The sequence below is a fragment of the Roseicella frigidaeris genome (assembly GCF_003258945.1).
In the GTDB taxonomy this organism is placed as follows: Bacteria; Pseudomonadota; Alphaproteobacteria; order Acetobacterales; family Acetobacteraceae; genus Paracraurococcus; species Paracraurococcus frigidaeris.
In genome coordinates this window covers 23,878-37,015 of sequence record NZ_QLIX01000027.1, presented here as the reverse complement: position 1 = coordinate 37,015, position 13,138 = coordinate 23,878, and the positions used below count along the sequence as shown (strand labels likewise).

Genomic DNA, 13,138 nt, shown 5'->3' with positions numbered 1-13,138 from the left:
CACGGCGGCGACCTTGGACCAGCAGATCGCCGCCATGCAGGCGGCCTATCCGCTCATGCGCCTGACCGCCGTGGGGCGGTGGGGCTGCATCTGGGTAGGGCCGCTCCGGGGCTTCGACCGGCCCTATCAGGTGCGGATCACGCACGTTGACATGCCCACCCTCGGGGGCTGCGACCTGACGTGGCGGGGCATGCTGCCGCGCGCGCAGGTGCTCGCGCCGGACCTTCTCGCCGAGTGCGACGGGTGGCCGCCGCACCTGTATGGGGCGCACCCGCACCCTGACCTGTGCCTCTTCGATCCCGACGCGGGGGAGTGGAGGTCGGACATGCTGTTGGCGGAGAGTTATGTGCCCTGGGCCGCGCAGTGGCTCGCCTTCTACGAGCTCTGGCGCGTCACGGGTCAGTGGACCGGTCCCGAGCGCCACCCCGAGCCAGCGAAGGGCCCCGCGCCGGGCGCGGCCATGGAGAGCCGCGCGCCGGCGGTGCCGACGCCGGCGCAGGTGCGCCGCGTGGCGCGTGAGGCTGGAACGGAGGCGAGTGAGCCTCTCCTCCGCGCGTCGGCAGGTAGGCGCGTGCCGTCCCTGCTGCTGGACTGGAGATAGCGGGAGTTCTGGATGTCGAGCATCACGGAGTGGAACCAGCTGCTGCGGAGGGCCGTCGCGGCGTTCATCGAGTGGCGGTTCCGGAAGCGTTCGGCCAGTCTGGCGCTCATCGGGCTCGGTGTGTCGATCCTCGTGGCGGCGCTCGGCGGGCTCGCCGTGCGGTTCAGGTCGGGGGACACCGAGTTCGAATTCGGCGGCGGGGCCTCGTTCGCCCTGTCGGCTGTCGGCCTTGCCGTGGGAGCGGCGCTCGTCGGCCTGGGCACTTGGCTCCTTCTCCAGGACAGGCGCGAAGAGCGGGAGGCTCGCGAGCGGAAGCGCGTCCTCGTGGTCGAGCAGAGGGGCTTGCAGCGCAGGTTCAGCACGGCGCTGCGGGAAGCCCTGCCCCGCGCCCTCGTCGGGCAAATCGTTGAGAAGGTGATCGACGTCACGCCCTACTTCCGCGACGGCGTGCTCGCCGAGCAGGCGGCGGCGTTCATGCACGTCCGGGACGCGCGGGCCGTGCTGCGCCAGGGCCTGGGCGATGCCCAGCCTGCCGATGTGACCGTGGTGTACGGAGGCGTGTCGCCCGTCCCGCTGACGTTCCTGGCCGGCACGTTCTTCGACGACGAGAGCCGCGTGGTCGTGATGGACTGGGACCGGACGGCCGAGGGGTGGCGCACGCTGGACGGGGTGGACGATGGCGATCGCCTCTCCGAGCCCGACTTGTCCTCCGTATCCGACGGCACAGACGAGGTCAGCATCGCAATCTCCGTCTCCTACGAGGTGGACGTGGAAGCCGCCCGCCGCCTGGATCCCTCCCGGCCCATGCTCGCGCTGCGGATGGGCAAGGTGTTCGTCGGGAATCACTGGTCGGAGGACAAGCAGTGCGCCATGGCGGAGACCTTCGTCCGCACCTTGAGCCAGCTGGCGAACCGCGGGGTACGCACTGTTCACCTCTTCCTCGCCGCGCCGAACAGCGTGGTGTTTCGTTTGGGCAGGTGCATTGACATCCGCAACATGCCGACGGTGCAGGTCTATCAGCACGAGCGTTCCGACCCGATCGTCTTCCCATGGAGCATCATGATGCCCTGCCATGGGGCGCCCGAGCCGGCCTACTGCCCCACCCTTCCATGCGAGGTGACAGCGGCACCGTGACCATAGCAGCCGAGCTGCGCTGGCCCGCCGCAGTTTCCGCACCGGCGCCGCGTAGATCGCGCCGGCGCGCTCCCTCGCTGTGGCGGTGCTACTCCGATCGCGGCACCGCGCGCAGCCTGCGCGCCCTCGCGCGGGCCACGACCGCGTCGCGGACGCGCTCGAAGATCCGCGCCGGCAGCAGGCCATGGCTCCACGCCGGGCCGTCGGCGGTCTCGACGGGGCGGAGGTCGGGACCTGGCCACGCGAAGCGGTTCACCTCCGTCAGCACCACCCAGCACGGCGCGTCCTGCAGCCCGAGGCGCCGCCGCGTCTCGGCCGGCAGCTCGACACCATCGGTGTCGCGTGCCGGCGCGCTGGAGGTGATCGGCGCAACCACCACTTCCACGACGCCTGCGGCGCGGGCGAGCGCCAGCACCACTGCGCAGGGCCGGTCCTTGCGGCCCTCCTCCGCGCCAGCGTCGGCCTCGTGCGTCCAGAGGTAGGCGTAGCGGATCACCTCGCCCGGCCGCGGCGGCGGCGGTCCGCGGCGCCGCGCCGGCTCAGCCAACCTCGCCGTCGAAGCGGCGCGCCTCCTCCGGCGGCTCGCTCGCCGCGATCGCGTCCACCAGCTCGTCGGGGAGGTCCTCGACGCGGAGTGCCCGGCGGTCGCGTCGGCGGAGGCGCTCGTACTCCTCGACGGAGAGCATCACCACGCGCGGGCGGCCGCGGCTGGTGACGGCGACGGGGCGCGTGAGCGCCCGGTCCTGCCAGAGGGCGAAGTGCCGCTGCACCTCGCCCGCGGGCACGGGGATGGGGTCTTCCATGCGGAGCACCTGAAAGCCGTTTTGGCTGATATAGCTCGGTTAGCCATGAAATACGAGTTTCGCAGCAAACCGACCCTGATGGCGTAATTCACATTCCTTCAAACGCTCCTTTCAGATTGTGAAAACGTGCCGGATGGGGCAGCTTGACAGCCGATGGACCCTACCCCCGCCCCTGCCGGGCCCCGCTTCGTCGCCTACTACCGGGTGAGCACCGACAAGCAGGGCCGCTCCGGCCTCGGGCTGGAGGCGCAGCGCGAGGCCGTCGCCCGGCACGCCGCCGGCCGCGGCGGGACGGTGGCCGCTGCCTTCGAGGAGGTGGAGAGTGGCCGCCGCGGCGACCGGCCCCAGCTCGCCCTGGCCCTCGCCGAGTGCCGGGCGCGGCGCGCCGTGCTGCTGATCGCCAAGCTCGACCGCCTCGCCCGCGACGCCCACTTCCTGCTCGGCCTCGAGAAGGCCGGCGTCGAGTTCGTCGCCGCCGACATGCCGCACGCCAACCGCCTCACCGTCGGCGTCATGGCCCTCGTCGCCGAGGAGGAGGCGCGCATGACGAGCGCGCGCACGAAGGCCGCGCTCGCGGCGGCACGGGCACGCGGCGTGCGGCTCGGCAACCCGCGCCTCAGGCCAGGCGATGCTACCACTGCGGCGGACGCGCGCGCGGCCTGGTCGGCGGGCGCGGCGCGGCGCGCGGCCGAGGTCGCGCCCTACCTCGACGCGGCGCGCAGGGCAGGGGCCACGACGCTGCAGCAGCTCGCCGACGCGCTCACCGCGCGCGGCGTGCGCACGCCGCGTGGTGGCGAGCGTTGGATGCCTCAGCAGGTGAGGCGCGTACTGGACCGGGTGGCAAGGTGAGGACGGGGCCAGTGTCGCATTCCTGCCGCGACACGCTCGCGGTGGGCGTTAACACGAACAAGCGGCGACACGCCATAGGACGAAGGCTGGACTCGCCCGCAGCGCAGCGAATCCAAACGCGCATCGGTGATCACGGCCAGTCAGGATGCCGCGCGTCGAAGACCATGGCGTGCCGGTGGCGGAAGCCGCCGCCCGGAACCGACTCGGCTTCAGCGATGTGCGCGTCCTCGTCCGGCAGGTCCCGGTGGACGTGCTCGACCGCCGCGCCGTCGCCGCGCGGCCACAGCACCGCCGCGCCGGCGCAGCCCAGCCCCGCCAGGGCGGCGAGGGCGAGGAAGGTCGCGTCGAGCCCTGCCGCCGCGCCCATGTGCCCGGCCAGCGGGTAGGCGACGAGCCAGCAGGCGTGGCTCAGCGCGAACTGCGCGGCGAACAGCGCGGGCCGGTCGCCCGCGGCGGCGGAGCGCCGCAGGAGCCGGCCGGCCGGGGTCAGGACCAGTCCGTTGCCGAGCCCGAGCAGCGCCCAGAGCGGCAGCAGCACCGGCCATGACGGCACCGTGGTGCCGAGCAGCAGGCCCGCCACCAGCAGCGCCGCGCCCACGAGCATGGCGGTGCGGTCCGACGCCGCCCGGTCCAGCAGGCGCGGCAGCGCCAGCGCCGCCAGCATCGAGCCGAACCCGTAGGCGGCGAGCGTCCAGGCCACCTCACTCTGGCCGAGCCCGAATTCGCCGCGCACCAGCACCACGGTGTTGACGATGACCATGGCCCCCGCCCCCGCCACGGTCAGGTTCAATGCCAGCAGGCCGCGCAGCCGGGGCGTGGCGAGATAGATGCGACTGCCCCGCGTGATGCGCGCCCAGGCGCCCTCTGCTGCCTCGGGCGGCTTCGGCGAGGGCAGCTGCACGGACAACACTAGCGCCGCCGAGGCGAGGAAGCCGAGGGCGTTGCCCGCGAACAGCCAGTGGAAGCCGACCAGGCCCAGCAGCCCGGCGGCGATCGCCGGGCTTGCCAGCGCCTCCAGGTCATAGGCGAGGCGGGAGAGCGAGAGCGCCCTGGTGTACTCGGCCTCGTCGGGCAGCACGTCCGGGATGGTCGCCTGGAAGGTCGGCGTGAAGGCGGCCGAGCCGGCCTGCAGCACGAAGACCAGCACGTAGACCTGCCAGACCTCGGTGACGAAGGGCAGCAGCAGGGCGATGCCGGCGCGCAGCAGGTCGAGCGCAACCAGCAGGGCGCGGCGTGGCACCAGGCCGACGAAGGCGCCGGCGACGGGCGCCAGCCCCACATAGGCCACCATCTTCAGCGTCAGCGCCGTTCCCAGCACCGCGCCCGCGTCGGCGCCCGCGACCTCGTAGGCGAGCAGTCCGAGCGCCACCGTCGCCAGCCCGGTGCCGAGCAGTGAGAGCACCTGCGCCAGGAACAGGTGGCGGTAGGTGCGGTGGGCGAGGGGCGACAGCACTGCCCTGCCTCAGTCGTTGGTGAACCGCGCCTGCAGCCTGTGGCCACCGGCCGAGGCCGAGAAGACCACCCGCGCACCTGGCGCGAGCGGCTGATCCATCTGGCCCACCATCCGGTTGGGCTCGGCGCCGGCAAGCTGCACGGTGATCGTCTGCCCGCCCTGCTGCACCACCGCGCGCCCGGTCAGGCCGCGCGTGCGCATTGGGCTGCCCGCGCGGTCGTCGTCCCGAAGGTAGAAGACGAGCTCGGCGCCGTTCGGCACGAACTCCACCGGGTGGCCGTCGGCGACGACGACGCGACCGCCATTCGGCCCGCGCTGCTCCTGAGCGATTGCCGCCAGGGGCATAGCGAGCGTCAGGCCAAGGATCAGGGTGCGCCGGATCATGCCGTGGTTTCCTTCCAGGTTGGTTCAGTAGGCCTCGACGGCGGACGGCGCGGTGCGGTCCGCCTTCCGAGCCAAGGCGAGGCGTTCCAGAGGCTTGCGGCCGAAGGCGAGGAAGAGCAGCGGCGTCAGCAGCGCGTCCAGGAGCGTCGCGCTGACCAGCCCGCCGAAGATGGTCACCGCCACCGGGTGGAGGATCTCGCGCCCCGGCTCCCCCGCCCCGAAGAGCAGGGGGATCAGCGCCAGCCCGGCCGAGAGCGCGGTCATGAGCACGGGCGCCAGGCGCTCCCGGCTGCCGCGCAGCACCAGCGCCGGGCCGAAGCGCTCGCCCTCCAGCAGGGCCAGGTTGATGTAGTGGCTGATCTTCAGGATGCCGTTGCGGGCGCTGATGCCGGCCAGCGTGATGAAGCCCACCATGGAGGCGACCGAGAGCGAGAGCCCCGCGATCCAGAGCGCGGCGACGCTGCCGATCAGCGCCAGCGGGATGTTGCCCATGACGATCAGCGCCAGCGCTGTCGAGCGGTAGCGGCTGTAGAGCACGATGAAGACCAGGGCGAGGGAGACGAGGGAAAGCAGCGCGATGATGCGCGTCGCCTCCTCCTGCGCCTGGAACTGCCCCTCGATGCGCGCCGAGTACCCCTCGGGCAGGCGCGCCTCCGCGATCGCCTGGCGCATCTCGGCGACGATCGAGGCGGCGTCGCGCCGTCCGTCGGTGTTGGCGGAGATGACGATCCTGCGCTGCCCGCCCTCGCGCAGGACCTGGTTCGGGCCGTCCGTCTCCTCGATGTCGGCGACGAGGCGCAGTGGGACATGGCCGGTCGGTGTCGGCAGCAGCAGGTCGCCGAGACCAGAAGTCGATCGGTCGCGGTCGGCGAGGCGGACCACCACGTCGAAGCGCCGGTTACCCTCGACGATCTGCGACACGGTCCGCCCGTTCGCGAGCCCCTCCAGCGCCTCGGTCAGCACGGCGGGGGATATGCCGTAGAGCGCGGCGCGGGCGTAGTCGGGCAGGATGCGCACTTGCGGGATGCGCACCTGGCGCTCGACCTGCACGTCCACCGCGCCGGGGATGCGGGCGAAGCGGGCGCGCAGCCCCTCGGCGAGCGTGCCGAGCGCGTCGAAATCCGGGCCAAAGAGCTTGACCGCGATCTCCGCCCGCACGCCGGAGAGCATGTGGTCGAGCCGGTGCTGGATCGGCTGGCCGAGGCTGACCGCCCCGGGCAGGACGGCGAGTCGGGCGCGGATGTCGGCCAGCACCTCAGCGCGCGGCCGGCCGGATCGGCGCAGCGCGACGTCGAGTTCGCTGAAATGCACGCCCTCGGCGTGCTCGTCGAGCTCCGCCCGCCCGGTGCGGCGCCCGACCGAGGCGACCTCAGGCACTTCCGCCACCAGCCGTTCCGCGACCGCCCCGAGCCGGCTCGATTCGGCGAGGGAGATGCCGGGCCGGAAGGTCAGCGCCACCAGCGCGGTGCCCTCGTTGAAGGGCGGCAGGAAGGCGCGCGGCAGCTGCGTCGCGGCCACGGCCGCGCCGGCGGCGAGCAGCCCCGCGGCAAGGAAGATCGCACGCGGGCGCCCCATCGCCCAGCGCAGCAGTGCCTCGTTGCCGCGCTTCAGGCTGCGCAGCACGACGCCGTCACCGCGATGCGCCGCCTCCCGCCGCTGCGCCAGCAGGAAGTAGGACAGCACCGGGGTGACGGTGATGGAGACGAGGAGGCTCGCCAGGATCGCCACGATGTAGGCGATGCCGAGCGGTACGAAGAGCCGCCCCTCGATCCCGGGCAGCGCGAAGAGGGGGACGAAGACCAGCACCACGATCATGGTCGCGTAGACAATGCCGGATCGCACCTCCTGGCTTGCCGTCGCCACCACCTCCAGCACCGGGCGCGGCGCGGCGAGCGCGGCGTTCTCGCGCAGGCGCCGGAGGATGTTCTCGACGTCCACCACCGCGTCGTCCACCAGCTCACCGATGGCGATGGCGAGCCCGCCGAGGGTCATCGTGTTGATGGTCAGGCCTATTGCCTGGAAGACCAGCACGGTGACCAGGATGGAGATCGGGATCGCCGCCAGCGAGATGGCGGTCGCCCGTACGTCCATCAGGAAGAGGATCAGGATGACGGCGACGACGACCGTCGCCTCGGCCAAGACGGCACGGAGGTTGTCGATCGACGCCTCGATGAAGCTCGCCTGGCGGAACTTCACGTTGGTCGCGGTGATGCCGGGCGGGAGACTGCGCTGGATCTCGGCCAGCGCAGCCTCGATGCGCGCGGTCACCGCCAGCGTGTCGGCCGCCGGCTGCTTCTGGATGCTGACGACGACGGCGGGCGCGCCCCGGTAGCCGGCGTCCCCGCGCTTCGGCCGCGCCGCGAATTCCACCTGCGCCACCTGGCGCAGCAGGATCGGGTGCGCCTCGCCCGGGCGCTGCGCCACCGGAATGTCGCGCAGGTCCTCGAGCCGGCGGGTCAGCCCGACGTTGCGGATCAGGTATTCCCGGCCGTGCTGGTCGATGAAGCCGCCGCCGGTGTTGGTGCCGAAGCGGCGCGCCGCGGCCTCCACCTGCTCGGGCGTCACGTCCAGCGCCAGCATCGCCGCCGGGTCCGGGGTGACGCGGTACTGCCGGACCTCGCCGCCGATCGGGATGACCTGCGCGACGCCGGGGATCGCCAGAAGCTGCGGGCGGAGGACGAAGTCCGCGACCTCGCGCACCTCCATCGGGCCCACCCCCTCGCCGGTCACGGCGAGCAGCATGATCTCGCCCATGATGGAGGTGACCGGGCCCATGATGGGGTTGGCGCCGCGCGGCAGCGTCTCCCGCACCAGGGCGAGGCGCTCGGCCACGAGCTGGCGGGCGCGGTAGATCTCGGCGCTCCAGTCGAACTCGACGTAGACCACCGACAGCCCGACGCCGGAGACCGAGCGCACCCGCACCGCGCCCGGCATGCCGTTCATCGCGGTCTCGATGGGGAAGGTGACGAGCTGCTCGACCTCCTGCGGGGCGAGACCCTCGGCCTCGGTCAGCAGGGTGACGGTCGGGCGGTTGAGGTCGGGGAAGACGTCGACCGGGACGCGCGGCAGGGTCAGCGCGCCGTAGACGACGAGGACGGCGGCGGCGGCCAGCACGAGCAGCCGGTTGCGGAGCGACGCGCTGACCAGCAGGTTGAACATCGGCTCAGCGCACTTGGTTGATCAGGTCGGCGCCACGCACCACCACGCGTGAGCCGGCCGGCACCCCGGCCGCCAGCAGCACGCGGCCGGCGTCCAGCGGCTCCGTGCGGACCGGCGCGGGTTCGAACACCTCCGGGGCGGTGTGGCGCCAGACCATCGCCTCGCCGTTGCCGCCGCGCACCAGCGCCGAGCGCGGCACCACGATCCCCTCCACCGGCGCGCCGAGCTGGGCCGAGACGGTGACGGGCTGGCCGACGCTCAGCCCCGGCGGCGGGTCGAGGATGGCGAACTGCACCAGCGTCGCCTGCTGCTGCAGCGCCCGCCCGAAGCCCTGCAGGGCGAGGCGCATCGGCGCGCCGCCGGCGGCCGAGGCGGTCGCGCCCTGGATGTTCAGGGCCGCGGCATCGGCGCCGTGCGCCAGCGCCTCGACCCAGAGCCCCTTGGGGTCGACGACCTGGAACAGCACGTCCTGCGCCTGCACGACCTGGCCGGCGACGACGCGGGCGCTGGCGATGACGCCGTCCGAGGGCGCGCGCAGCTCCTCGGGCGCCACGCGGTTCTCCCGCACCATGGCCCGCCGGCGGCGCAGCCCCTCGAGCTCGATCTCGGTGTCCACCACCTGCACGCGGGTGCCGGCGCCGGTCGCGGCGAGGCTGCGGGCGCGCTGCAGCCGCGCCTCGGCCGCGGCGATGAGCTGGTCGATCTCGCCGAGGCGCTCGGCGATGGTGGTGCGGTCCGCGGCGGGGAGCGGCGGCTCCACCAGGGCCAGCACCTCGCCCCGCCTGACCGCCTGGCCCAGCCGCGGCAGGCCGCTCTCGGGCGGGATGACCCGGCCGCCAACCGCGCTCTGCGCCAGCCCCCCGCGGTTGGGGTCGGTCACGACCCGGCCGATCAGCGTGATGGTGCGGTGCGCCGTCTCCGGCGCCGCGATGGCGGTGCGGATCTCCAGCAGGCGCTGGCTCGGCTTCGGCAGGAAGACGGTGCCGTCCGGCAGGCGGCGCGGCGTGTCCACCGTGGGGCGCTGGCCCGCCGCTGCCGCCGGCGCCGAGGGACCATGGCTATGGTCGCCGTCGCCGGCGCGCGCGGCACCGGGCGCGGCGCCGAGGCCGAACGCCAGGAGGGCGGAGAGGACTTCCCGGGGCAGGCGGCGTCCGCCCGACGGGCGTCCACCCCCCCGCAGCAGGATACCGAACAGCAGACCGAGCCCGAAGATGCCGCCCAGCGCCAGCCAGGGATGGTGCAGCAGGTCGTCGATCAGGCCTTCGTGGACGTGGGCGAGGCTCGCCGCGGGGGGCGGGACGGGCTCCGCCGGCCATTCGCCGATGAGCAGGTCATCGCCGCCCGGCGCCGTGATGGAGAAGACCATCTCCAGGGATGCCGGCGGGGCAAGCAGGCGCGGCGAGCGCAGCAGGAAGGTGCCGTCAGGCTGCGGTTCGGCGCGCAGCGTCTCCTCTCCCAGCGTCGCCTCGATCGCCGCGTCGGCGACGGGCGCGTTGTCGGCGGTGCGGTCCAGGTAGAGGGTCAGGGTCTCCGGGCCGGTGCGGATGGCGACGAGCTCGTAGGTCTCGGACTGCACGGCGAGCCGGGTCCGGGCGGCGGCAGCGGTGACCGTCTCGTGCTCCGCCGGGCCGTGGGTGTGGTCGTCCCCGCCGCCCGCGCGGGCAGGCGGTGCCGCCGCGGGCAGGACGAGCATGGCGGCGAGCGCGATCGCCCTCAACAGGGGCGAGCGGGCACGGTGAGGCTGCAGCGGGCTCGGCATGGGGTGCGTCGGATCGCCGGGCGGGTCAGAGGTATTTCGTGATGGCCTTGAATTCGTCGATCGGCCCGCGCTCGGCGCGCGGCACGGCGCCGACGACGTGGTCGAGGCAGTGGTCGAGGTGGTCGTGGATCAGCGTCCGCTTGGCGTTGGCGATGGCCGCCTCGACCGCATGCAGCTGCTGGGCGAGGTCGAGGCAGGAGCGCCCGGCCTCGATCATCTCGATCACGCCCTGCAGGTGTCCGGCGGCGCGCCTAAGGCGCTTCACCACATCGGGGTGGCTACGGTGGACATGAGGCTCGGTCATGTCTTTCATCCTATCCCAGGGGAGAGCATAGGCTCAAGCTCGTTTTGAGCGGCACTCGGCCCAAGAGCGGCTCTGGTCGCGTCTGGGGTCGCCCTTGCGCGGGTGCGGCGCACCTGGGGAGGGCGCGACGGAGCCAGCCTCTCGGCCCGCCGTCCGTCGCCTGGCCGCACGGTGGCGCGACGTGCGCCTGGTCACAGACGGTTCGTGACCGCCGGGTGCCGAGTGGCATAGCGTGAGCCGGAGGAGGGCCGCTTCGATGCCGCAACAACTGCCGCTGCTGGTGCCGAATCCGAGCATCCCCCAGGACTTCCAGCAGACCGCCTTCGCGCACGACCTCGTCGGGCGCTACGTCTGCAGCACCTGGGACGAGGCGGTCACCGGCAACGGCGGCGCGCCGTTCGACGCGGTCGTCGTCGGCGCCGGCATGTTCGGCGGCTACTGCGCCGACAAGCTCTACCGCTTCGGCGACGAAGGAAACCTGCGCATCCTTGTGCTGGACGCCGGCGCACTCCTCGTCACCACCCACCTGCAGAACCTGCCGAAGATCGGACTCAACGCGCCGGGCGCGCGGGTGGTGCGGACCAACGCCGAGGACCCCGGGACGCAGAACGTCGTCTGGGGCTTCCCCTGGCACAGCGACCGCGCCTTCCCCGGCCTGGCCTATTGCGTCGGCGGGCGCTCGGTCTTCTGGGGCGGCTGGGCGCCGCGGCTCGTCGCGGACGACCTCAAGCGTTGGCCCGATGAGGTGCGCAAGCACCTCCTGGACGACGCGGCCGAGAACTACGTCTTCGTGGAGCAGGAGATCGGTGTCGCCGAGCCGACGGACTACCTCGAGACCGACTTCAGCAAGGTCGTCCGAGCGGCCTTCGCCGCCGCGATCCCGGGCCTGAAGCTCGCCCTCGAGGACAACACGCCCCTCGCGATCCAAGGGCAGGCCCCGGACGGCGCCCTCTTCAGCTTCGACAAGTACAGCAGCGCCAACCTGCTGATCGACGCCCTGCGCGACGACGTCGCCCGCCGCTGGACGCTGAACGACAATTCGCGGCGCCGGATCATGCTCGTGCCGCGCACGCAGGTCACCGGGCTGCAGACCGACGGCACGGGCCGGGTCCGTCGGATCGAGGTCCGCGAGAACGGGGTCCAGCGCTTCCTACGGGCGGGCCAGGAGCTCGTCGAGGACCCCGTCGTCGTCCTCGCCGCCGGCACGATCGAGACCACCCGCCTCGCACTCGCCTCCTTCCCGGCGGACGGCATGGGCGCCAACCTGATGGCGCACCTTCGCAGCAACACCGTCGTGCGCGTCCGGCGCTCCGCGCTGGGCCTCCCGCCCAAGCCTGCCGAGCTCGAGACCGCGGCCTTCCTGCTGCGTGGCTCGGTCAAGGTCGGCGGCGAGCCGCGGCAGTTCCACATCCAGGTCACCTGCGCGCCGTCGGAGGGCACCGACGCCGAGGGCAACCTCTTCACCGCCATCCCCGACCTGGACCACCTGCAGGACCTCAAGGCGAGCCAGAACCCCAATTGGGTCGTCGTCATCCTGCGGGGCATCGGCGAGATGGAGGGCGACCGGACGATCGCGCCGCCTGACGGGCCGAAGGACCTGGCCAGGAGCTGGATGAACCTCGCCAAGGATGCCGACCAGCGCGACCAGTTCGGCATGCCCCGCGCCTGGGTGAACCTGGTCGACACGCCCGGCGACCGCCAGGTGTGGCAGGCCATGGACAAGGCCGCGGCCGACACGGCGAGGGCCCTGGCGAAGAACAAGCCCGAGGACCTCCAGTGGTTCTACGACGGCGGCTGGAAGTCCGGGGATGAGCCCCCGCCCGACGGGAAGGTCCGCGACAACATCGGCTCCACCCACCACGAGGCCGGCACGCTCTGGATGGGCCCGCCCGGCGCGGGGCTCACCGACGCCGACGGGCGTTTCCACCACGTTGGGAACGCCTACGTCGCTGGCCCGGCCCTGTTCCCGACCGTCGGCTCGGCGAATCCCTCGCTGACGGCTTTGGCGCTCGCGCGCAAGACGGCCCGCGCGGCCGCCAAGGCGCTGCTGCCGAAGCCGGATGCGAGCTTCAAGCCCCTCGCCGCCGGGGGCTCGCTGGTGGGCTGGCTGATGGCGGGGAGCGGCGGCTTCCGCGTCCTGCCGGGCGGCGTGCTGGAGGGCTTCGGCGGCATCGGCCTGCTCTGGTACACGCGCGAGCAGTTCGGGGACTTCCTGCTCCGGCTCGAATGGCGCGCCGGCAAGAAGGAGGACAATTCCGGCGTCTTCATCCGGTTCCCGCCGCTCAACAGCAGCGACGCGGGCGTGGACTGGCGGCGCGCCGTCAACCGCGGCTACGAGATCCAGATCGACGACACCGGCTTCAACCCGGACACCGGGCAGCAGGGCGACGCGAAGCACCGCACCGGCGCGGTCTACTCCTTCGCGCCGTCCTCGGCGCTGGCGTCGAAGGCACCCGGCGACTGGAACGCCTACGAAATCGAGGCGCGCGGCGACAAGATCAACGTGACGCTCAACGGCACCAAGGTGGTGACGGACTTCATCGTCGACGACGTGCGGCCGCGGCGTGGCCACATCGGGCTGCAGAACCACGGCGCGGGATCGACGGTGCAGTTCCGGAACCTGCAGGTCCGCAGCCTCTGATCCCGACCGGAGGCCTCCGCGGGAACGCCGCCGCGGCTGGAGCCGCGCGAT

11 protein-coding genes are annotated in these 13,138 nt (G+C 72.8%); 4 read left to right on the top strand and 7 right to left on the bottom strand.

Annotated features, from left to right (window positions below; genetic code table 11):
- Positions 1-13: 13 nt before the first annotated feature.
- Both DOO78_RS22855 and DOO78_RS22850 read left to right on the top strand, forming a co-directional pair.
- Positions 14-601 (top strand): hypothetical protein, encoded by a 588-nt coding sequence (locus DOO78_RS22855; protein ID WP_128080125.1) that lies wholly within the window; start codon positions 14-16, stop codon positions 599-601.
- A 12-nt stretch (positions 602-613) separates the two neighbouring features.
- A complete protein-coding gene (locus DOO78_RS22850) occupies positions 614-1,735 on the top strand; it encodes an SAVED domain-containing protein (RefSeq protein WP_111472205.1) in 1,122 nt (373 codons plus the stop codon).
- 88 nt (positions 1,736-1,823) lie between these two features.
- Here the strand turns inward: DOO78_RS22850 and DOO78_RS22845 are convergent, their stop codons facing one another.
- Both DOO78_RS22845 and DOO78_RS22840 read right to left on the bottom strand, forming a co-directional pair.
- Positions 1,824-2,231 (bottom strand): hypothetical protein, encoded by a 408-nt coding sequence (locus DOO78_RS22845; protein ID WP_243634751.1) that lies wholly within the window; start codon positions 2,229-2,231, stop codon positions 1,824-1,826.
- A 43-nt stretch (positions 2,232-2,274) separates the two neighbouring features.
- The gene (locus DOO78_RS22840) at positions 2,275-2,538 is read right to left on the bottom strand and encodes a type II toxin-antitoxin system prevent-host-death family antitoxin (RefSeq protein WP_111472203.1); all 264 of its coding nucleotides are present in this window, start codon (positions 2,536-2,538) and stop codon (positions 2,275-2,277) included.
- A 153-nt stretch (positions 2,539-2,691) separates the two neighbouring features.
- Here DOO78_RS22840 and DOO78_RS22835 point away from each other — a divergent pair, with 153 nt between their 5' ends.
- Positions 2,692-3,387, top strand: coding sequence for a recombinase family protein (locus DOO78_RS22835; RefSeq protein WP_111472202.1), 696 nt, complete (start codon positions 2,692-2,694; stop codon positions 3,385-3,387).
- Between the two features lie 130 nt (positions 3,388-3,517).
- Here the strand turns inward: DOO78_RS22835 and DOO78_RS22830 are convergent, their stop codons facing one another.
- The 5 genes from DOO78_RS22830 to DOO78_RS22810 all read right to left on the bottom strand — a co-directional run bounded on the left by DOO78_RS22830 (position 3,518) and on the right by DOO78_RS22810 (position 10,446).
- Positions 3,518-4,840, bottom strand: a complete 1,323-nt coding sequence (locus DOO78_RS22830) for an MFS transporter (RefSeq protein ID WP_111472201.1) — start codon at positions 4,838-4,840, stop codon at positions 3,518-3,520.
- 9 nt (positions 4,841-4,849) lie between these two features.
- Positions 4,850-5,224: a hypothetical protein gene (locus DOO78_RS22825; RefSeq protein WP_207803024.1), complete on the bottom strand. Its 375-nt coding sequence runs from the start codon at positions 5,222-5,224 to the stop codon at positions 4,850-4,852.
- A gap of 24 nt (positions 5,225-5,248) precedes the next feature.
- Positions 5,249-8,383, bottom strand: a complete 3,135-nt coding sequence (locus tag DOO78_RS22820; RefSeq protein WP_111472200.1) for an efflux RND transporter permease subunit — start codon at positions 8,381-8,383, stop codon at positions 5,249-5,251.
- Between the two features lie 4 nt (positions 8,384-8,387).
- Positions 8,388-10,076: an efflux RND transporter periplasmic adaptor subunit gene (locus DOO78_RS22815; protein WP_207803023.1), complete on the bottom strand. Its 1,689-nt coding sequence runs from the start codon at positions 10,074-10,076 to the stop codon at positions 8,388-8,390.
- Positions 10,077-10,167: 91 nt separating this feature from the next.
- Entirely contained in the window at positions 10,168-10,446 is a 279-nt protein-coding gene (locus DOO78_RS22810) for a metal-sensing transcriptional repressor (protein WP_111472198.1), read from the bottom strand.
- A gap of 256 nt (positions 10,447-10,702) precedes the next feature.
- On the opposite strand from DOO78_RS22810, the gene DOO78_RS22805 reads away from it, so the two are divergent.
- Positions 10,703-13,087, top strand: coding sequence for a family 16 glycoside hydrolase (locus DOO78_RS22805; protein ID WP_111472197.1), 2,385 nt, complete (start codon positions 10,703-10,705; stop codon positions 13,085-13,087).
- The last annotated feature ends 51 nt before the right edge of the window (positions 13,088-13,138 follow it).

Excerpts from the sequence above, each read along its gene's own strand:
- DOO78_RS22840 (WP_111472203.1), bottom strand. The coding sequence starts at position 2,538 with ATGGAAGACCCCATCCCCGTGCCCGCGGGCGAGGTGCAGCGGCACTTC.
- DOO78_RS22820 (WP_111472200.1), bottom strand. The coding sequence starts at position 8,383 with ATGTTCAACCTGCTGGTCAGCGCGTCGCTCCGCAACCGGCTGCTCGTG.
- DOO78_RS22850 (WP_111472205.1), top strand. The coding sequence starts at position 614 with ATGTCGAGCATCACGGAGTGGAACCAGCTGCTGCGGAGGGCCGTCGCG.
- DOO78_RS22805 (WP_111472197.1), top strand. The coding sequence starts at position 10,703 with ATGCCGCAACAACTGCCGCTGCTGGTGCCGAATCCGAGCATCCCCCAG.
- DOO78_RS22815 (WP_207803023.1), bottom strand. The coding sequence starts at position 10,076 with ATGCTCGTCCTGCCCGCGGCGGCACCGCCTGCCCGCGCGGGCGGCGGG.
- DOO78_RS22810 (WP_111472198.1), bottom strand. The coding sequence starts at position 10,446 with ATGACCGAGCCTCATGTCCACCGTAGCCACCCCGATGTGGTGAAGCGC.
- DOO78_RS22825 (WP_207803024.1), bottom strand. The coding sequence starts at position 5,224 with ATGATCCGGCGCACCCTGATCCTTGGCCTGACGCTCGCTATGCCCCTG.
- DOO78_RS22835 (WP_111472202.1), top strand. The coding sequence starts at position 2,692 with ATGGACCCTACCCCCGCCCCTGCCGGGCCCCGCTTCGTCGCCTACTAC.